The 20127-nt window shown below is 71.0% G+C and carries 16 protein-coding genes and 2 pseudogenes; 5 read left to right on the top strand and 13 right to left on the bottom strand.

Features of this window, described 5'->3' with window-relative positions:
• The 7 genes and pseudogenes from purL to ACTHJJ_RS11530 form a co-directional block, all read right to left on the bottom strand.
• On the bottom strand, positions 1–1509 hold a 1509-nt coding region (gene purL / locus ACTHJJ_RS11560), incomplete at its 3' end, for a phosphoribosylformylglycinamidine synthase subunit PurL (RefSeq protein ID WP_440303092.1).
• Positions 1506–2201: a phosphoribosylformylglycinamidine synthase subunit PurQ gene (gene purQ, locus ACTHJJ_RS11555; RefSeq protein ID WP_440303091.1), complete on the bottom strand. Its 696-nt coding sequence runs from the start codon at positions 2199–2201 to the stop codon at positions 1506–1508. The genes purQ and purL, both read right to left, overlap by 4 nt.
• 122 nt (positions 2202–2323) lie before the next feature.
• A pseudogene (gene purS, locus ACTHJJ_RS11550) lies at positions 2324–2569 on the bottom strand (phosphoribosylformylglycinamidine synthase subunit PurS); the annotation flags it as partial.
• A gap of 131 nt (positions 2570–2700) precedes the next feature.
• Complete coding sequence (locus ACTHJJ_RS11545; RefSeq protein ID WP_440303090.1) at positions 2701–3321, bottom strand: hypothetical protein; 621 nt, start codon at positions 3319–3321, stop codon at positions 2701–2703.
• 130 nt (positions 3322–3451) lie between these two features.
• Complete coding sequence (locus ACTHJJ_RS11540; RefSeq protein WP_440303089.1) at positions 3452–4348, bottom strand: phosphoribosylaminoimidazolesuccinocarboxamide synthase; 897 nt, start codon at positions 4346–4348, stop codon at positions 3452–3454.
• A gap of 1 nt (position 4349) precedes the next feature.
• Positions 4350–5630, bottom strand: coding sequence for a phosphoribosylamine--glycine ligase (purD, locus tag ACTHJJ_RS11535; protein WP_440303088.1), 1281 nt, complete (start codon positions 5628–5630; stop codon positions 4350–4352).
• An 18-nt stretch (positions 5631–5648) separates the two neighbouring features.
• Positions 5649–6275, bottom strand: coding sequence for a GNAT family N-acetyltransferase (locus ACTHJJ_RS11530; RefSeq protein ID WP_440303087.1), 627 nt, complete (start codon positions 6273–6275; stop codon positions 5649–5651).
• 91 nt (positions 6276–6366) lie between these two features.
• Between ACTHJJ_RS11530 and ACTHJJ_RS11525 the strand changes: the two genes are divergently transcribed.
• Positions 6367–8706, top strand: coding sequence for a HelD family protein (locus tag ACTHJJ_RS11525; RefSeq protein WP_440303086.1), 2340 nt, complete (start codon positions 6367–6369; stop codon positions 8704–8706).
• Positions 8707–9325: 619 nt separating this feature from the next.
• Here the strand turns inward: ACTHJJ_RS11525 and lysS are convergent.
• Both lysS and ACTHJJ_RS11515 read right to left on the bottom strand, forming a co-directional pair.
• Positions 9326–11101, bottom strand: a complete 1776-nt coding sequence (gene lysS / locus ACTHJJ_RS11520) for a lysine--tRNA ligase (RefSeq protein ID WP_440303085.1) — start codon at positions 11099–11101, stop codon at positions 9326–9328.
• A gap of 62 nt (positions 11102–11163) precedes the next feature.
• Positions 11164–12471, bottom strand: a pseudogene (locus tag ACTHJJ_RS11515) (adenylosuccinate synthase).
• Positions 12472–12675: 204 nt separating this feature from the next.
• On the opposite strand from ACTHJJ_RS11515, the gene ACTHJJ_RS11510 reads away from it, so the two are divergent.
• A complete protein-coding gene (locus tag ACTHJJ_RS11510; RefSeq protein ID WP_440303084.1) occupies positions 12676–13275 on the top strand; it encodes a mycothiol transferase in 600 nt (199 codons plus the stop codon).
• A 44-nt stretch (positions 13276–13319) separates the two neighbouring features.
• On the opposite strand, the gene ACTHJJ_RS11505 is transcribed toward ACTHJJ_RS11510, so the two are convergent.
• On the bottom strand, positions 13320–14294 hold the full coding sequence (locus ACTHJJ_RS11505; protein WP_440303083.1) for an NAD-dependent epimerase/dehydratase family protein: 975 nt from the start codon (positions 14292–14294) through the stop codon (positions 13320–13322).
• 144 nt (positions 14295–14438) lie between these two features.
• On the opposite strand from ACTHJJ_RS11505, the gene ACTHJJ_RS11500 reads away from it, so the two are divergent.
• The 3 genes from ACTHJJ_RS11500 (at position 14439) to ACTHJJ_RS11490 (ending at position 17164) form a co-directional block, all read left to right on the top strand.
• Positions 14439–15206, top strand: coding sequence for a histidine phosphatase family protein (locus ACTHJJ_RS11500; RefSeq protein ID WP_440303082.1), 768 nt, complete (start codon positions 14439–14441; stop codon positions 15204–15206).
• Positions 15196–16101 (top strand): NAD(P)H-hydrate dehydratase, encoded by a 906-nt coding sequence (locus tag ACTHJJ_RS11495; RefSeq protein WP_440303081.1) that lies wholly within the window; start codon positions 15196–15198, stop codon positions 16099–16101. The genes ACTHJJ_RS11500 and ACTHJJ_RS11495 overlap by 11 nt, the downstream gene beginning before the upstream one ends.
• A gap of 145 nt (positions 16102–16246) precedes the next feature.
• Entirely contained in the window at positions 16247–17164 is a 918-nt protein-coding gene (locus ACTHJJ_RS11490) for a diacylglycerol/lipid kinase family protein (RefSeq protein WP_440303080.1), read from the top strand.
• Positions 17165–17344: 180 nt separating this feature from the next.
• Here ACTHJJ_RS11490 and ACTHJJ_RS11485 read toward each other — a convergent pair whose 3' ends face one another.
• The 3 genes from ACTHJJ_RS11485 to fbaA form a co-directional block, all read right to left on the bottom strand.
• A complete protein-coding gene (locus ACTHJJ_RS11485) occupies positions 17345–18271 on the bottom strand; it encodes a DUF559 domain-containing protein (protein WP_440303079.1) in 927 nt (308 codons plus the stop codon).
• A 211-nt stretch (positions 18272–18482) separates the two neighbouring features.
• On the bottom strand, positions 18483–18890 hold the full coding sequence (locus ACTHJJ_RS11480) for a DUF3151 domain-containing protein (protein ID WP_440303078.1): 408 nt from the start codon (positions 18888–18890) through the stop codon (positions 18483–18485).
• A 37-nt stretch (positions 18891–18927) separates the two neighbouring features.
• Entirely contained in the window at positions 18928–19956 is a 1029-nt protein-coding gene (fbaA, locus tag ACTHJJ_RS11475) for a class II fructose-bisphosphate aldolase (protein ID WP_440303077.1), read from the bottom strand.
• Between the last annotated feature and the right edge of the window lie 171 nt (positions 19957–20127).

The raw sequence follows: 20127 nt of genomic DNA, 5'->3' as shown, positions 1-20127 counted from the left end.
GCCGGCATACGGGTCGAGCTTGGCGAACCGGCCGTTGCAGTCGGTCGCCACCGCGACCCCTCGCCCGGTCGACTCGTCGACGCGCACGACGCCGGCGTCGTCGGGCTGCGCGAGCGCGGTGTTGCCCATGACGTAGCGGTCGTACTGGTCGGTGACCCACGACTTGTCCCAGAGGTTGGGCGACCCGAGCAGGGTGAGCAGCTGGGCCCGGATCTCGTCGCCCGACTCCGGACGGCGCAGCGAGCCAGGTCCGTCCGCCTGAAGCGCGTCGAGGTAGTCGGGACGCGCGAGCGGCCGGTGGTAGGTGGGCCCCTCGTGCGCGACGGACCGCGGCGGCACGTCGACGATGACCTCGCCGTGCCAGGTGATGACGAGGTGGTCGCCGTCGGTGACCTCGCCGATGACGGTCGCCTCGACGTCCCACCGGTCGGTGATGGCGAGGAACTCGTCGACCTTGTCCGGCTCGACGACCGCCATCATCCGTTCCTGCGACTCGGACATGAGGATCTCGTGCGGGGCAAGGCTCGCATCGCGGAGCGGCACCAGGTCGAGCTCGACTCGCATGCCGCCGTCTCCGTTGGACGCCAGCTCGCTTGTGGCGCAGGAGAGCCCAGCACCCCCGAGGTCCTGGATGCCGTCGACGACCCCTGCCTTGTAGAGGTCGAGACAGCACTCGATGAGCACCTTCTCCGCGAAGGGGTCCCCGACCTGGACGGCCGGCCGCTTCGTTGGGCCGCCCTCCTCGAAGGTCTCGGAGGCGAGCACGGAGACGCCGCCGATGCCGTCGCCGCCGGTCTTCGCGCCGAAGAGGATGACCTTGTTGCCGGTGCCGCTCGCCTTGGCGAGGTGGATGTCCTCGGTGCGCATCGCGCCGACGCAGAGCGCGTTGACGAGCGGGTTGCCCTGGTAGCAGTCGTCGAAGACGACCTCACCGCCGATGTTGGGCAGGCCGAGGCAGTTGCCGTAGCCGCCGATGCCGGCGACGACGCCCGGCAGGACGCGGGCGGTGTCGGGGTGGCTGAGGTTGCCGAACCGCAGCGGGTCCATCACGGCGATCGGCCGGGCGCCCATCGACATGATGTCGCGGACGATGCCCCCGACGCCCGTCGCGGCGCCCTGGTAGGGCTCGACGTAGGACGGGTGGTTGTGCGACTCGACCTTGAAGGTCACCGCCCAGCCGTCGCCGATGTCGACGACGCCGGCGTTCTCACCGATGCCGACGAGGAGCTTCTCGCGCATCTCGTCGGTCGTGTTCTCGCCCCAGAGCTTGAAGTGGACCTTGCTCGACTTGTACGAGCAGTGCTCCGACCACATGACGGAGTACATCGCCAGCTCCGCGATCGTCGGGCGCCGCCCGATGATCTCGCGGATGTTGGCGTACTCGTCCTCCTTGAGGCCGAGCTCGGCCCACGGCTGCTCGAGGTCAGGGGTCTCGGCCGCGTGCTCGACGGTGTCGACAGACGGCTGCTGTATGCCGCTGTGCGCGCTCTGCGCGACGGGCTGGGTCATGCGGTGGCTGCGCTTTCGAGGGTGTGCTTGAGGACCGAGGTGAAGAAGCCGCGCCCGTCGACACCTGGGCCGTAGCCGGCCTCGATGGCGTGCTCCGGGTGGGGCATGAGCCCGACGATGTTGCCGCGCTCGTTGGTGATGCCCGCGATGTTGCGGTAGGAGCCGTTGGGGTTGCGGCCGTGCTCGTCGACCCCGTACCGGAAGACGACGAGACCTTCCTTCTCGAGCCGGTCGAGGGTCTTGTCGTCGGCGACGAAGGCGCCCTCGCCGTTCTTGAGGACGATCCGGATCGTCTGGCCCTGCTCGTAGTCGCTGGTCCACGCGGTCGAGGTGTTCTCGACCGTGAGGTCGACGTCGATGCAGTTGAACTTGCGGTGGTCGTTGCGGATCAGCGCGCCCGGCAGCAGGTGGCTCTCGGTCAGGACCTGGAAGCCGTTGCAGATGCCGAGGACCGGCAGACCGCCCTTGGCGGCCGGAACCAGCTTGTCCATGATCGGGGCGAACCGGGCGATGGCCCCGCACCGGAGGTAGTCGCCGTAGGAGAAGCCTCCCGGCAGGATGACGGCGTCGACGCCCTTGAGGTCGTCGTCGCCGTGCCAGAGGGAGACGGCCTCGCCGCCGCACGCGCGCACCGCCCGAGCGGCGTCCCTGTCGTCGAGGGAGCCGGGGAAGGTGACGACGCCGATCCTCACGCGTCGGCCTCGCCGGTCTCGTGGGCAGCCGTCCGGACCGCTGCGTCCTGCTTGGTGTGGGCAGCCTTGCGAGCCGCCTTGCCGCCCTCCTCCGGGCCGGCCGCGGCCTGCTCGTCGGCACCGTCGAGGGCGCGGACAGAGACGACGTCCTCGATGACCGGGTTGCTGAGCAGCTTCTCCGCCGCCTCCCGGGCCTGGGCCAGGTGCTCGTCGGTCACCTTGCCGTCCACGGTCAGGACGAAGCGCTTGCCCTGCCGGACGTCGCTGAACGAGGCGAACCCCAGTCGTGGGAGGGCACCGGCGACGGCCTGTCCCTGCGGGTCGAGGATCTCGGGTTTGAGCATGACGTCGACGACGATGCTTCCCATTGGTGGTTCTCCTGGGGACGGTCCGACGGGACGCATGAAGTCTACCGGCGGTCAAGTGGTGACCGGTTCAGGATCCACGGATGGACACCCCCTGCCCGAGGGGCGGCGGAGCGGCATACCGTCCGGCGGCGTCAGCGGGACTGCAACGCGTCGAGCGCCACGGCCATCGCGGCCCCGACCCGCCAGTCGAGCCGCCAGCCGTTCGACTGCGCCGGCAGGTCGATGAAGTAGGTGTCCTTGAGGCCGACCTTCTTCGTCGAGCTCATGACGATCGAGCCATCGCCGGTCCGGAAGTCGAAGTGGAAGAGCCACGGCACCGGGAGATCGCCGACGACCGGGACGAAGTCCCAGACCCGGCGGAGGACGGCGACCTTCGCGTTGCGTTCCCGGCCCACACAGGTGAACCCGTCGGGCGTCCCGAGCCGCCAGGTCGACCGCGCCAGCGAGGACCGGAACTCCTTCTTGAACCACCCGATCGGCTGGCCGCCGGCATCGAGGACGTCGTAGCCGGCGCCGAGATCGACCACCCTGTCTGCCTTGAACCCGAACAGCGGCTGCGTCTTGCCCGCATCCGTGAAGAAGGTGACCTGTTCCTTGAACGCCATCCGCTTCTGCTCGGCGAAGCACAGCAGCCCGAGGTCGGTCCCCTGCTCGTCGGTCTCGAGGATCTCGTAGCGGTTGACCATGAGGGTCAGCTTCTGGCGGACCTTGAGGCGCTCGAATCCGCTCGGCGGCGCGGGTGACTGCGACATGCGGTCATGCTCGCATGCTGTGGTCCGGCGGTGGACGGTTCCTGCCGCGAGACACTGCCGACTTTCGCGCCGCGGCCCGATTCTTGGCGGCCAACACCCCGGCTCAGCCCTGAGTGACCCGGGCCTCTCGTCAGAAGGACTCGCCGGTCAGCAGCTCGTAGGCCTCGATGTACTTCGCCCGGGTCTGTTCGACCACGCGCTCGGGCAGCGGCGGCGGCGCCTCGCCACTCGACTTCGACCAGCCCGACTGGGGCGAGGTGAGCCAGTCGCGGACGAACTGCTTGTCGTAGGACGGCTGCGTCCGGCCCGGCTGCCAGGCCGCGGCCGGCCAGAAGCGTGACGAGTCCGGCGTCAGCACCTCGTCGCCGAGCACCAGCCCACCGGACCCGTCCGCGGACCGCCCGAACTCGACCTTCGTGTCGGCGATGAGGATGCCGCGGGCAGCGGCGATCTCGTTGCCCCTCGCCAGGATCGCTCGGGTCAGCCGCGACACCTCGGCGGCCACCTCGGCTCCCAGCAAGTCGTCGACCTCCGCCGGCGACATCGGCAGGTCGTGCTCCCCCACCGGTGCCTTCGTGGTCGGCGTGAAGACGGGCTCCGGCAGCTTCGAGCCGTCCTCGAGCCCGGGCGGCAGCGGCACGCCGCACACCGAGCCCTTCGCGCGATACTCCTCGAGCCCGCCACCCGTGAGATAGGCCCGGGCGATCGCCTCGACCTTCAGCATCTCGAGCTTGCGGACGATCACGGCGCGCCCCGCCACCACCGCCGGCACATCGGTCGACACCACATGGTTCGGCACGAGGTCGGCGAGCTGGTCGAACCACCACAGCGACAGCCGGGTCAGCACGGCGCCCTTGTCGGGGATCGGGGTGTCGAGCACCCAGTCGTACGCCGAGACCCGGTCCGAGGCGACCAGCATGATCCGGTCCTCGACGACCTCGCCGTCCGCCCCGACCGGCGCGTAGAGCTCGCGCACCTTCCCCGAGTAGACGTGCCGGAACCCTTCCAGCTCAACGGAACTCGTCATCTCACACTCCGACCGTGATCTCGCCGCGCTCCGCCTTCAGCGCGATGTCCGTCCGATGGTGGGCCCCCTCGAGCTCGATGAGCTCCACCGCCTCGTATGCCGCTGACCTTGCCTTTGCGAGGTCGGTTCCCACCGCGACGACGTCCAGGACACGACCCCCGGCCGACACGAGGACGCCCTCGTCGTCGAACTTCGTCCCTGCGTGCAGCACCGCGACGCCTGGCACCTCGGCGGCGGCGTCGAGCCCGGTGATCGGGTCGCCGGTGCGGGGTGCCGCCGGGTAGCCGGCCGAGGCGATGACGACGACGACCGCCGCGTCGCTCGACCAGCGCAGGTCGGGGAAGTCCGCGAGCGCGCCGGTCGCGGTGGCATGCAGCAACTGGGCGAAGGGCGTCTCGAGACGAGCCAGGACGGCCTGGCCGTCCGGGTCCCCGAGCCGGGCGTTGAACTCGACGACACGCGGACCGCGCGAGGTGAGTGCGAGTCCGACGTAGAGGACCCCGACGAACGGCGTCCCCCGCCGGCGCATCTCGTCGATGGTCGGCTGGGCGACACGCTCGACGACGTCGGCCACGAGCGTCCTCGGCGCCCAGTCGAGCGGCGAGTAGGCACCCATGCCGCCGGTGTTGAGGCCGGCGTCACCGTCGCCGACCCGCTTGAAGTCCTGGCCCGGCTGGAGCGGCACGACGGTCGTCCCGTCGGACAGGCAGAAGACCGAGACCTCCGGGCCGTCGAGGTACTCCTCGACGACGAGGCAGCCGTCCTCCTTGGCGAGGCAGGCGCGCGCGTGCTCGAGCGCCTCGTCCATCGAATCGGTCACGACGACACCCTTGCCGGCCGCGAGCCCGTCGTCCTTGACGACGTGGGGACCGCCGATCGCGTCCAGGGCCGACTCGGCCTGCTCGATCGTCGTGCACACGAGCGCCCGCGCGGTGGGCACGTCGGCCGCCGCCATGACCTCCTTGGCGAACGACTTGCTGCCCTCGAGCCGCGCCGCCGCAGCGGACGGTCCGACGACCGGGAAGCCGGCCGAGCGGCATACGTCCGCGACGCCCGTGACGAGCGGGGCCTCGGGCCCGATGACGACGAGGTCGACGGCGTGCTGCCGCGCGAGCTCGGCGACAGCCTGGCCGTCGAGGATGTCGACGGCCACGCACAGGGCCGTCGCGTCGATGCCCGGGTTGCCGGGCGCCGCGATGACCGCCTCGACCTCGGGGTCGGCCGCGATGGCCTTGACCAGTGCGTGCTCACGGGCGCCGGAACCGAGGACGAGGACCTTCACGGCGAAAAGCCTAGGGGGTCAGGCCCCGAGCCGCCGGAGCAGTCCAGCGCGGACCTCAGGCCACTCGTCGACGAGGATCGAGTAGACCGCGGTGTCCCGCCATGACCCGTCGGCCCGCAGCTTGTCGCGTCGCACGACCCCCTCGAAGCTCGCCCCGAGCTTCTCGATCGCGGCCCGCGACCGGTCGTTGATGACGTCGGTCTGGATCTTGACCCGCCCGAACCCGCACGTCTCGAAGGCGTGGGCGAGCAGGAGGAACTTCGCCTCCGGGTTGACCGTGGTGCCCCACCAGCGCGAGCCGTACATCGTCCAGCCGAGGTGGACGTGCTGGCTGGCCGTGTCGACATCGCCCAGCGAGCTGCTCCCCACGATCGTCCCTGCGGCGCCCAGCTCCGAGTCCGCGACGAGCCGCACCGTGTAGGCGGTCCGGCCGGTCGCCCGTGCCGCGACCGACGCCGCCACCATCGCCTCCGTCTCCGCCAGCGAGCCGTGCGGCGTCCCCATGGCGTAGCCGTGCCGATAGCACTCCGGGTCCGAGTAGACCGCGAAGAGCCCCTCCGCGTCCTCCGGCGCCATGACGTCGAGCCGGACGGTCCGGCCGACAAGGGGCACACCGGTTGGGGGGACGCATGCAGGGGAAACCATGCCAGGACAGTAGACTGAATGGTTCCCGCGTCCGGACGGGGTGGCCGTCGAAGCGTGCTGGACACGCCCGCTGCCGGCAGCCACGTGAAGCATGAGAAGCACTGGGGAGTCCGTGAGTTCGTCGAACACCACAACCCGTGGCGCCGCCGTGCCCGACGTCGTCGCCGAGCAGATCGCCATCGAGCAGGCCCACGTGGACCGCGTGCTCGCTGAGCTCGAGAAGGCCGCGGGCCGGGCCGAGGCCGTCCACGCCGAGGGACTGTCGCGCGGCCAGTTCGGCCGCACGGTCGAGACCGGTGACGCCGAGGGCGCGAGCCTCTTCCAGCGCGACGCCCTCGTCTACCACGCGGCCCGCCGCCGCAGCGCCCTGGACACCCAGTACGAGGGACTCGTCTTCGGCCGCCTCGACCTCGACCACGCCATGGGTGAGCGCAACGGGCACGAGACCCACGAGACCCCGGCACACGGGAACGGGCACTCGACCACAGCGCCCGCTCAGCGGCATACGACCTCGGCGGCCGACGAGCGCGAGGTCCGCTACATCGGCCGGATCGGGGTGCGCGACGACGACTACGAGCCGCTCGTCATCGACTGGCGCGCCCCGGCGGCCGAGCCGTTCTACCGGGCGACCCCGACCCACCCGATGAGCGTGATCCGGCGCCGCGTCCTGCGCAGCCGCGGTGCGACCGTCATCGGCATCGAGGACGACCTCATGGTCCCCGAGGCGCCCGACGACCTCGTCGTCGTCGGCGACGGCGCCCTCATGGCCGCGCTGACCCGCAGCCGCGGCGCGCAGATGCGCGACATCGTCGCGACGATCCAGGCCCATCAGGACGAGGCGATCCGGGCCAGCGCCCGCGGCATCACCGAGATCAGCGGCGGACCGGGCACCGGCAAGACCGTCGTCGCGCTGCACCGGGCCGCCTACCTGCTCTACTCCGACCGGCGACGCTTCGAGTCCGGCGGCATCCTCGTCGTCGGCCCGTCGGCGGCCTACACCGCGTACATCGAGCGCGTGCTCCCCTCCCTGGGCGAGGAGAGCGTCATCCTGCGGCCCGTCGGCGACGTCGTCGACGCGATCGACACCGAGCGCCTCGACCCGCCGGCCGTCGCGCGGATCAAGGGCTCGACGCGGATGCGCCCGCTGCTCGCCGCCGCGGCCCGCGGCCGCGTCCCCGACGCCCCGACGGAGTTCCGGGCGATCGTGGCCGGGCAGGCCGTGCGGCTCGATGCCCGCGCCCTTGACCACGTCCGGTCCCTGGTGCTCCGGCAGCACCAGCGCAACGCCGGCACGGCCGCCGCCCAGGCCGCCCTCGGCGAGGCCGCCTGGGCCTCCCTGGGGATCCGTGGTGACCGCGACGCCAAGGCGGAGTTCATCGACCGGTGGGAGGACCACCTCGACGTCGAGGCCTTCATGAAGGCGTGGTGGCCCCAGGTCGACCCGCGCGAGGTCCTCCTGTGGCTCAGCGACGCCGACCTCGCCCACCGCCACGCCCGGCGCTCCCTCGAGCCCGGCGAGGCCGACCTGCTCGCCGAGTCGTGGCGGACCGCCCTCGAGACCGGCACCTGGTCCGTGGCCGACGTCGCCCTCATCGACGACCTCGCCGCCCGCCTCGGCCCGGTGCAGGAGGAGCCGCAGGAGGAGCGCGGCTTCTACGAGATCGAGGAGCTCGAGGACCTCAGCCAGTACGGCGTCACCGAGGTGCAGCCGGTCTCCCGGTCCCGTGGTGCCACCCAGTCCACGGTCGTCCCGGAGGACCCGCGCGGGCAGCTGCTCGCCGGCCGGATCGGACGGCCCGAGGAGTACGCCCACGTGCTCGTCGACGAGGCGCAGGACCTCTCCCCGATGCAGTGGCGGATGATCGGCCGCCGGGGCCGGCACGCCTCGTGGACGGTCGTCGGCGACGCTGCCCAGGCGTCCTGGCCGGAGCCCGCCGAGGCGGTCCGGGCCCGCGACGAGGCGTTCGGCAGCCAGCAGCGGCGGCACTTCCACATGGACACCAACTACCGCAACGCGCGGGAGATCTTCGAGTACGCCGCCGACGTGGTGCAGCGGGAGGTCCCGGACGCCGACATCCCCAAGGCCGTGCGCGAGACCGGCGTCGACCCGCTCGTCCAACCGCTCGGGGATGACGCGCTCGCCACGGCGCGGGCGGCTGTCGAGGCCCTCCTCGACGAGGTCGAGGGCGCCATCGCCGTCATCACCCCCAAGCGGTATGCCGCTCAGCTCGCACCGCTCGATGGCGCGGCCGGTGATGGGCCGGCTCGTGTCCACGTCGTCGACCCGATGTCGACCAAGGGTCTCGAGTACGACGCCACGGTCATCGTCGACCCGGACGAGATCACTCGGGAGTCCCCCGGCGGCGTCCGTGTCCTCTACGTCGCGCTGACCAGGGCAGCGCACCGGATGACGGTGCTGACAGCCTCCTGACCCCTCCTGGGGCTGACCTTTCTCCTCGAGTGAGCGCTTCGTCCCACCCGCCACACCGCGAGTGAGCGCGTCGCGCCACCGCTTCATGTCGAGTGAGCGTTTGGTCCCACCCGTCACACATCCAAAACCCCGTTGCTCGGATTAAGCGTCAGGCGTGCCGTTCAACAACGCTCTGAGACGCCACCCCAGGAGATGCACCGCCTATATCCAAGGGGCGCTTGTGAATGTGGAAGGCGAGGGGCGGGATGCGGGGGGAAAGCATCGCGCCCCTCGCCTTGGGAGCGCGCGATCGGGGGATCGCTCTGCGCTGACGGCCAAGGGGCCTCGGGGGGAGAGACCGGCGGGGAGGGTGGGTGGTTCGCACTCCTTGACGTCCCGCTCATCTTCTCGTCCTCATCGCCGCCGAGTCGACCGGTCTGACGACTTCTTGAACAACATTTTACCTTTGGCAATTTCGGGCCGCCGCGCGCGACATAGCGTTTGGACGCTCTTGTCGGTTCTAAGCGTGCTTTGATGGCGTTTTCCTCGTGACCCGATTCGGCCGGATTCCAACTCTTCCGTCAAACGGGGGGTGCCCCCTCGGCGGCGTCAGAACGCCCCAAGGGCCCCCGCACGAGGGTCAGGCGGGGGTGAGCAGGCCCTTGACGGTGTCCTTGCCGAGTGCCAGCAGCAGCGTCGGGAGCCGCGGTCCGGTGTCCTTGCCGACCAGCAGCTCGTAGACCAGGGCGAAGAACGCGCGCTGCGCCCTCGACAGCTCGGGGTCCTTGACCTTCGCGGCCGGGTCGATGCCGCGCTGCACCTTCGGCACGGCATACACGAGATGGGTCAGGCCGTCGAGCGACCAGTGGTCGTCCAGCCCCTCCACGAGCATGCGCAGAGACTCGAGCTGCTGCTCGTCCAGCCCGCCCAACCGCTCGAGGTCGGGGGCCGACCGGACGACGGTCCGGTCCTCCTCGGGGACGTACCCGAGCATCCACCGCCGTGCGCAGCCCAGCCGCGGCTGCAGCTCGTCGATCGACCCGACCGGGTCGTCGGGGTCGAGGTCCGACAGGATGCGCACGGTCTGCGCCTCGTCGCCCTGGGTGATGTCGACGACCGACGCGATCGTCCGGAACGGCATCGGGTGCGGCGTCGTCGGCAGCACCCCGGCCGCGGTCGAGGTGGCACGCATGTAGGCGGCCAGGTCCCCGGCCTGGGCGGATCCACCGGCGACCTTGCGCGCCAGCGCATCCCACTCGTCATAGAGCCGCTGCAGCTCCTGGCCGAAGGCGATGTCGAAGCTCTGGTTCGGCTTGCGACGGGTGTAGAGCCACCGGAGCACCTGCGGCTCCATCACCTCGAGCGCGTCGTTCGGGATCGGCACACCGCCGCGTGACGAGCTCATCTTCGCCATCCCGGCGATCCCGACGAAGGCGTACATCGGTCCGATCGGCCGCTGCCACCCGAAGATCGGCGCGAGGTCCTTGCCGACGACGAACGACGAGCCGGGCGACTGGTGGTCGACGCCGGACGGCTCGAACAGGACCTGCTCGTAGCCCCACCGCATCGGCCAGTCGACCTTCCACACGAGCTTGCCGTTGTGGAAGGTCTTGAGGTCGACGGTCTCCTCGTTGCCGCACTTCGCACAGACGTACGTCAGGGCGTTCGTCTCGTCGTCGTAGGCCGTCACGGTCGTGAAGTCGGTCCCGCACGACGTGCAGTACGGCTTGAACGGGTAGTACCCGCGGCTGCCCTCGCTGCCGTCGTCCTCGGCCGCCGCACCGGAGCCCCGCTCGGCCTCGGTCTGCGCCGCCTCCTGCTCGGGCGTCAGCTCGGCGGCCTTGCCGCCCTTGCCCTTCGCCTTCCCGCTGGCCTTCTGCTTCGCGTCGGCGGCCGCCTCGAGCGTGCGGTACCGGGCGAGCACCTCGTCGATCTTGTGCCGCTCCCGCATCGCGAGCAGCACCTGGTCGACGTAGGTGCCGGCCCGGTACTGCCCCGTCTGGCTGATGCCGCGCACCTTGATGCCGAGCTGCTCCATCGCCTCGATGAGCGGCGCCTTGTAGTGGTCGGCCCAGTTCGCGTGCGGGGAGCCGGCGGGCGCCGGGACGGAGGTGAGCGGCATACCGATGTACTGCTCCCACGTCTCGTCCACCCCCGGCTGTCCCTTCGGAACGCGGCGGAAGCGGTCGTAGTCGTCCCACGAGAGGATGTGCTCGCAGGGCACCCCGCGCCGCTTGATCTCGTCGGCGACGAGGTGCGGCGTGATGAGCTCACGGAAGTTGCCGAGGTGGATCGGACCGGACGGGCTGATGCCGGACGCGCAGACGATCGTCTCGATCCCGCGGTCCTTCGCGTCGGCGATGACCTCATCGGCCAGCCGCGTCACCCAGTCCTGCTCGACGACCTTCTCTGCCATTGGTTTCCTTCTCGTACAAACGATTTCGTATGCCGCTCAGCTCGCGCCGCGCGTCCGCGCGGTCACGCCGTGGCGGGCTTGAGGGGGAAGCGCTCGATGATCTCGTCGCGGCCCGGGCCGACGCCGATGGCCGAGACGCGGGCGCCGACGAGCTCCTCGACGCGCAGGACCTAGGCCTGGGCGTTGGCGGGCAGCTCGTCGAAGCTGCGGCAGTGGGTGATGTCCTCCCACCAGCCGTCGAGGTACTCGTAGATCGGCCGCGCGTGGTGGAAGTCCGTCTGGCCAACCGGCATCTCGTCGTGCCGGACGCCGTCGACGTCATAGGCGACGCAGATCGGGACCCGCTCGAGGCCGGTGAGGATGTCGAGCTTGGTCATCACGAAGTCGGTGACGCCGTTGATCCGGTTCGCGTAACGGCCGATGACCGCGTCGAGCCAGCCGCAGCGGCGCGGGCGGCCGGTCGTGACGCCGTACTCGCCGCCGGTCTTGCGGAGGAACTCGCCCATGTCGTCGTGCAGCTCGGTCGGGAACGGGCCCTCGCCGACGCGGGTGGTGTAGGCCTTGAGGACCGCGATGACGGAGTCGATCCGGGTCGGTGGGACGCCGGAGCCGGTGCAGGCGCCGCCCGCCGTCGCGTTGCTCGACGTGACGTACGGGTAGGTGCCGTGGTCGACGTCGAGGAGGGTGGCCTGGCCGGCCTCGAAGAGGATCGTCTCGCCGCGGTCGAGCGCCTGCGACAGGACGAGTGACGTGTCGGCGACCATGGGCGCGAGCCGCTCGGCGTGCTCGAGCAGCTCGGTCACGACCTCGTCAGGGTCGACGGCCCGGCGGTTGTAGATCTTGGCGAGGACCTGGTTCTTGAAGTCGAGGGCAGCCTCGACCTTGTGGCGCAGGATCTTCTCGTCGTAGAGGTCCTGGATACGGATGCCGGTCCGGCTCATCTTGTCGGCGTAGGTCGGCCCGATGCCGCGCCCGGTCGTGCCGATGCGGCGGCTGCCGAGGAAGCGCTCGGTCACCTTGTCGAGGGTCCGGTTGTAGGACGGGATGACGTGCGCGTTGGCCGAGACGAGCAGCCGGCTCGTGTCGATGCCGCGGCCGTCGAGCCCATCGAGCTCCTCGAAGAGGACGCCAAGGTCGACGACGACGCCGTTGCCGATGACCGGGGTGCAGTTCGGGCTGAGGATGCCGGAGGGCAGCAGGTGCAGCGCGTACTTCTCGCGCTTGCCGTCCTGCTCGATGACGACCGTGTGCCCGGCGTTGTTGCCGCCGTTGAACTTGACGACGTAGTCGACGCTGCTGCCGAGCAGGTCCGTCGCCTTGCCCTTGCCCTCATCGCCCCACTGCGCTCCGACGAGCACGATTGCCGGCATCACTCCGCCTTCCGTCGACGCCCACCCGCCACGGGTGAACCACCCGCAAGGCTATCGGTTCGCCTCCGGCGTCCGACCCCGAGCACGACCGCCACCCTCGAGAGCACTCTCCCGACCATCGAGAGCACGCCCTCGACGACCGAGAGCACGGCGGCGCCCGCCTTCCGGAAGCCGAGCGTCCGGAACCCCGTCTACGGTCGCCGCATGGACACAGACGCCGTCACCCAGCAGCACGTCCCGCCGTGGGAGCCCCCTCTGGCCGGGGACGAGGTCGAGCACCTCCTCGGCGCTCTCGACCGCCTCCGCACGACGTTCCGGTGGAAGGCGGACGGGCTCGACACGACCGCGCTCAAGACCCGGATCGGAGCCTCGACCCTCACCATCGGCGGCCTGCTCAAGCACCTCGCTGTCGTCGAGGATTTCCACACGACAAAGAAGCTGCGGGACGAACCGCTCGGCGAGCCCTGGACATCGATGGCCTGGGACGGCACTGGTGACTGGGACTTCCAGTCCGCGGCCGGCGACAGCCCGGAGGAGCTGTACGCCCTCTATGACGGTGCCGTGCAACGCTCCCGCCGACGCCTTGGCGTCGCGATCGCCGATGGCGGCCTCGACCAAACCGTCGCGGCGTCAGCTCCTGACGGAACCCATGCCAACCTGCGCCGGCTGGTCTTCGACCTCGTCGAGGAGTACGGCCGGCACACCGGCCATGCGGACCTGCTGCGGGAGTCGATCGACGGTCGCGCCGGCGAGGACCCGCCTGCGGACTGGCGGCCGGTGGGCGGGTCCTACGAGTTCCACTGATCCACTCGGCTCAGGGCTGGGGAGGGTCAGCGGATTGAGCAAGCTCAGCGGGCTGAGCCGGCTCGGATGGCGGCGATCGTCTCGGCCAGGCCCTCATCGAGGGGACGACTGTGCCAGCCGAGCTCCCGCTCGGCCTTCTGCCGGGTGCCTAGGTAGGACGCGAGCGCCGACCGCAGGCTCTCCGGGTGGTACAGCGCTGGCACCGGCACGACCCTGGTGACCTGGGTCATCACCTTCTCGCCGACACGGATCGCCCCGGCGGGCACGAGGACGGGTCCCCTCGTGCCCGCGATACTGGCGGCGCGCTGAAGCAGGTCGGCGAGGGTGGCCCGGTCGCCGACGAGCATGTAGGCCTCGCCGACGACGCCGCGCTCCATGGCGAGGATGTGGCCGCGGGCGATGTCGGAGACATGCGCCCACGTCAGCTCACCTGCGCCGCGGGGCGCAACGGCACGCCGCCCCGCCACGACCTGCTCGAGGAGCTCGCCCACCTGTGAGGTGTCCCCCGGTCCGTAGATCCCTCCGGGCATGACGATGACGACGGGCACACCCTGGGCGGCGAACTCCGTTGCCAGGGCGTGCGCCTCGGCCTTGGTCCGGTCGTATGTCGACAGGTGCCGACCGCTGTAGTGGTACGTCTCGTCCACGACCCGACCAGCGGTGTCCGAGTTCACGGCGAGAGTGCTCGTGTGGACGACCTTGGCGATGCCGGCCCGCCGCGCCGACTCGAGCACGTTCCTGGTCCCCTCGACGTTCACCCTCCGGCCGGGTGACGAGTCGCGCTCGCCGACCTTGTACCAGCCGGCGACGTGGAAGAGCCCGTCGGCGCCCTCCAGCAGGCGGTCGAGGGCGTCGGCGTCATCGAGGTCCCCGGGCACGAGCTCGACACCGCGGGCGGTCAGCTCGGCTGCCTTGCCCGGTGACCGGACGAGGGCGACGACGTGATGGTCGTCGGCGACGAGCTGGCGCGCGAGCTCGCCCCCGACGAAACCGGTGGCTCCAGTCACTGCGTAGCGCATGTCCCATTGTCGCCGCGGCACCGAGACGGACGCCGCCGAAAGCGAGGGCTGTCTCGGGAGGCCGGCACAGCGGCATACCGGCTGCGTCTTGGAACGAGGACACGTTGGGTAGGGGCAGGGGAAACGACCTGAGGAGGCGAACCCGTGCCCAGAGGAATCCTGACCCGAGCGACCGCGTGGCCGTCCGAGCTCGTCCTCGTCCGACACGGCCAGAGCATCGGCAACCTTGCCGACCAGAAGGCCAGGGAGGCGAAGGCGTTGCGACTCGACCTCGAGCTGCGCGACGCCGACGTGCCGCTCTCGGACGCCGGCCGCGAGCAGGCCGAGGCCGTCGGACGGTACCTCGCGAAGCTCCCCGACGCCGAGGCGCCTGACGTCGTGGTCTCGTCGCCGTACCGGCGTGCGGCTGAGACCGCGGAGCGGGCCAACGGGGCCTGGGGAGGCGACGTCGACCTGCTCTTCGACGAGCGGCTGCGCGAGCGGGACCTGGGCGTCTTCGACGGGCTGACGGGGTACGGCATCCGGGAGGAGTACGCCCAGGAGGCGGCGCGGCGTGACCTGATCGGGAAGTTCTACTACGTGCCGCCGTCCGGGGAGAGCTGGTGCGACGTGAGCCTGCGTGTCCGCTCGATCCTCCGCGACCTCGAGGGCTGGGAGGGCCAGCGGTTGTGGCTTTTCACCCACCAGGCCGTGATCATGAGCTTCCGCTACGTCCTCGAGAACCTCACGGAGCCTGAGCTGCTCGACATCGACCGGGAGGAGCCGCTCCCCAACTGCTCGATGACGCGGTACGTGGAGAAGGACGGCCGGCTGCGGCTCGACCACTTCGCCGACACGAGCGCCGTGGACGCGGCAGCGACCCCCGCGACCGACGAGCCGAGCAAGACCGAGCGGGCGGGCGATGTCCACTGAGCGCCCGCTCGGCCCGGGCGGGACGACGCCCATCACCCGGGAGCTGCTGCTGGGTTGGCCGCTGCCGGCGCCGGGCGAGAACAAGGAGGCGCGTGGGCGGACCCTCGTCGTCGGCGGCACCGCCCACACTCCGGGCGCCGTGCTCCTAGCGGGCGAGGCGGTGCTCCGGGCCGGGGCCGGCAAGCTGCAGATCGCCACGGCGGCTCCTGTCGCGGCGGCCCTCGCCGTCGCGGTGCCCGAGGCGCGCGTCGTCCCGCTGCCTGCGGACGACGACGGGAACATCGCCGGGTCCGCGGCCGACACCGTCCTCGAGCTCGCGGAGCAGGCCGATGCGCTCCTCGTGGGCTCCGGGTTCTCGAGCCCAGACCCCACGGTGGCACTGCTGGAGCGGATCATTCCGCGGGTGGACCGGCCGATCGTCGTGGACGCCGTCGGCTCCGCCTACGTCACCGCCCACCACGAGGGGCTGCGCCACCTCGACGGCCGCGCCATCCTCAGCCTCAACCCGAGCGAGGTCGCTCTCACCCTCCGCATCGACGACGACGAGCTCGCCGCCGACCCGGTCGCCTGCACGAGGAAGCTGGCGGCAGTGACCGGCGCGGTCGTCATCCTCGGCGGCGAGGGCAAGCTCGTGGCGGCCCCTGACGGCGCGGCCTGGGAGACGCGGGCGGGCGGTCCGGGACTCGGCGTCTCGGGCTCGGGAGACGTCCAGGCGGGGATCGTAGCCGGCCTCTTCGCCCGCGGTGCCGAGCCCGCCCAAGCGGCCTGCTGGGCGGCGCACCTGCACGGTCTCGCCGGAGAGCGGCTAGCCGAGGCACAGGGAGCGGTCGGCTTCCTCGCCCGGGAGATCAGCCCCTGCGTCCCGGCCCTCCTCGAGGGGCACGCCGCCCCCTGAAGGCAAGCTGGGTCACGCGACTCGGCTGAGCATCGAGAGGCCGCGGCGAGCGGCGAGGCAACGTACCGAGCGGGAGTGAGCTGACCGGCATACCGGCTGTTCGGCCGCGCGGCGCGGTTGGCACGGGTGCGGCAGACTCGGGTCCGTGCGCCTCGCAGTCGTCGCCAACCCGGTCCGTGACCCGGCCCGGGCGGCGGTGGCGGCGCTCGAGGCAGGCTGCCGGTCGCGCGGATGGCCGGAGCCGGTCGTGGCCTGGACGACCGTCGCCGCGCCCGGCGGGACGCAGGCCCGCGCCGCGGCCGAGGACGGGGCGGACCTCGTGGTCGTCGTCGGGGGCGACGGAACGGTCCGGGAGGTCGCCGGCGCGCTCGCGGGGACCGGAGTCCCGCTCGGCATCGTCCCGCGCGGGACCGCGAACCTGTTCGCGCGCAACCTGCGCCTGCCGTACGCGTCGCTCCGCCGCTCGGTGGCGGTCGCCCTCGACGGTGTGCCCCGCGATGTCGACCTGGGCCGCGCCCGGTGGGGCCGGCCAGACGGCGCCGTGCGCGAGGGCCCCTTCGTCGTGATGGCGGGAGTGGGACAGGATGCCCGCACCATCGAGCTGGTCCGCCCGGCTCTGAAGAAGCACATCCGATGGGTCGCGTACTTCGTCCCGGCCCTCGCGACCCTGGGCGCCCCGCTGCTGCCGATGCGGTTCCGTCGCGACGACGGGCCGATGGAGGAGGGCCGGCTGTGGTGCCTGCTTGCCGGCAGCGTGGGCCGGATCCCGCTCGGCGTGGAGGTCCTGCGGGGTGCACGCGCCAACGACGGCCTGCTGCATGTGCTGGCCGTCGGCCCCGGACACCTCGTCGGCTGGGTGCCGATCGCCCTCAAGGGACTGCTCCGGTGGCACTGGGACGTGCCCGGACTGCAGCAGAGCACAGCCCGGTCGGTCCGGGTCGAGTCGGACCTGCCGCTGACCATCCACGTCGACGGCGACGAGCACGCCGGGGTGGTGTGGCTCGAGGCCCGGATCGAGCCTAGTGCGGTGCGGATCAAGCTCCCCAGCCACGTCCGGGGCTGATGCCAGCGAGAGTGTGCGGCCCCAAACTGGAGTGGCTGATCTGCGCAAGAGTGGCTGATCTGCTCTGCGCAGGAGTGGGTGCTCTGCGCAGGAGTGGGTGAAATGGGCAGGGGTGGGTGAAATGCGCAGAGGTCGCTGGTATTTCACGTGCGTCTGCTCGGAACGCCACTTCTGCCCGAATCACCCCGCCCGCCGCCTCGACCGTCGCAGAGCCGCTTCGACTACTTCCCGCACTCGCGCCGGGTTGCGGAGGTCGGCCATGGTGAGGCGGACCACCTCGTAGCCCAGTTCCCGGATCCGGTCCTCGCGCTGCTTCTCCTCCCAGAGCCGGCTGCCAGACTCGTACTTCGTTCGCCCGTCGAACTCGACGATGACCCTGGTGCCCTCGATGAGGAAGTCGACGCGATACCCCTGCCTCCCTGGCGTCCAGCGCTCGGTCCCGGGGATCTGGACCTGGGGAACGGCCCGGTAGCCCAGATGCCGCAGCACGTGCGCGGTCAGGGTCTCTCCGGGCGACTCATGTCTGGCATCACAGTGGTCGAGGGCCGAGCGGACACGCTCGACGCCTGGTCGCCGACAGAGCAGCGCGACTGCAGCGGTGAGGTCCTGCACGCTGACCAGACCCTTGGCCAGCGCGGGGTCCGCCGGCACGAGGAACGCCCTCGGGTCGTCGAGGCCAGCGAGCGCGATGGCCACTGCAGGGTGAACCGTGCCCGCGGAGGTGTGCGGCAACCCGCCCGGCCCATCCACCGACCGCAGGCTCGGATGGATGATGAGGTCCCTTTTCCGATGACCGCGTCTGGTGCCCGACGTCGCCATGAGGTGGACGGTGTCGTACTTGGCCGCATAGGTCGGCAGCCCGAGCCGGATCACGGCCGAGACGTGGCTCACCACCGCGTGCCCTCTGTACTGCTGCACGAGGGCCGCACAGCGCAGCCGGTGGAGCTCAGCCGGGTCCTCCGTCGTCGACGTCGTGAACCAGCCGTGATGGAGCCGTCGGCACGCTCCGGACCGAATCAGGCGGCGCAGCTCGTCGCGGCCGATACCGGCCGCGAGCGCACGATGGTAGGGAAACACCTGCTCCCGGGCGATGAGGTCGAGGTCCATGCAGGCATGCTCGCCTCTCGGCACCGACCAGGACAGGGCTGCGCCGCGGCCTGTGGACAACTGAGGCCGTGATCTGCGCAGGTGCACGGACTTTGCGCAGGAGCACGTGAAATTTCAGCCACGCCTCTGCATTTCGTCCACTCCTGCGCGGATCGGCCACGGCTGCGCACATCGCCCGCTCGGCCAGACCTGGCCGACCGGCCCGGACGAGTCAGAGACCGAGCTCGCGCGCCGCCTCCGTCGAGCTGGCCCGGAGGAACTCGGTGCACCGGGCCTCCTCGTCGGTCTCCCCGATGGCCCGCGCCGCCCTCGCCAGCGCGGCGAGAGCCCGGAGCCAGCCCCGGTTCGGCTCGTGCGACCACGGCACCGGGCCCTGGCCGCGCCAGCCGGCGCGGCGCAGCGCGTCGAGGCCACGGTGGTAGCCGGTCCGGGCATAGGCATAGGCCTCGACGTCGCGGTCACCGTCGGCGAGGGCGTCCTCGGCGAGCACGGCCCAGGCGAGCGACGAGGTCGGGTGCCACGACGCCACGTGCACCGGGTCCGCGCCGGCCTCGAGCCGCTCCGCCGCCGGGTCCGCCGGCAGGAGGGTCTCGGGGATGCCGAGCAGGTCGCTACTCACGAGATCTCCCAGCCGAGCGCCATACCGAATTGGCTTGTCACTTGTGCGTTCCCGCCGAGCGGAGGTGCTCGCAGGCCTCGGCCACACGGGCCGCCATACCGGCCTCGGCCTCCTTGCCCCAGGCGCGCGGGTCGTACTGCTTCTTGTTGCCCACCTCGCCGTCGACCTTGAGCACGCCGTCGTAGTTGCTCAGCATCCAGCCGGCGACCGGACGGGTGTACGCGTACTGCGTGTCGGTGTCGACGTTCATCTTGACGACGCCGTAGTCGACCGCCGCCGAGATCTCCTCGGCGAGCGAGCCGGACCCGCCGTGGAAGACGAGGTCGAAGGGCCGGGCGTCGTCACCGAGGCCGAGCTCCTTCGCCGCGGCCTGCTGGGCCTGCAGGAGGATCTCGGGGCGGAGCTTGACGTTGCCCGGCTTGTAGACGCCGTGGACGTTGCCGAAGGTGAGAGCCGTCAGGTAGCGCCCGTGCTCGCCGGAGCCGAGCGCCTTGATCGTCGCGATGGCGTCCTCAGGCGTCGAGTAGAGCTTGTCGTCCATCGCGCCCTCGACGCCGTCCTCCTCGCCGCCGACGACGCCCACCTCGATCTCGAGGATGACGTTGGCGGCCTTCGCCTTGGCGAGCAGCTCGTGCGCGATCTCGAGGTTCTCGTCGAGCGGGACGGCCGACCCGTCCCACATGTGCGACTGGAAGTAGGGCAGCCCGCCGCCCTTGACCCGCTCGGTCGACGCCTCGAGGAGCGGCCGGACGAAGCCGTCGAGCTTGTCCTTGGGGCAGTGGTCGGTGTGGAGCGCGATGTTGACCGGGTAGTTCTTGGCGACCTCGTGCGCGTACGCGGCGAAGGCGAGCGAACCGGTCACCATGTTCTTGACCGTCGGGCCGGACAGGTACTCGGCACCACCGGTGGAGATCTGGATGATGCCGTCCGACCCCGCGTCGGCGAAGCCCCTGAGCGCGGCATTGAGCGTCTGCGAGCTGCTCACGTTGATGGCGGGATACGCGAAGGAACCGGCCTTCGCGCGGTCGAGCATGTCGGCATACACCTCAGGGGTGGCGATGGGCATTGCGTCCTCCTGCACGTGACGTGGGTGGGGGGCATTGAGTGGCTCGGTTCGATCCTGCCATGCCCCCTTTTGCATGGACACACCCTTCGCCCTTCCGAGCAGCGGTATGCCGCTGAACCCGCTCCCGGACGCCGTACGTCGTGCGCGTGGCTGGGACGGAAGTGACGAAGC

Source organism: Intrasporangium sp. (assembly GCF_051961875.1).
In the GTDB taxonomy this organism is placed as follows: Bacteria; Actinomycetota; Actinomycetes; order Actinomycetales; family Dermatophilaceae; genus Intrasporangium_A.
This window is presented reverse-complemented; position numbering and strand designations above follow the sequence as displayed.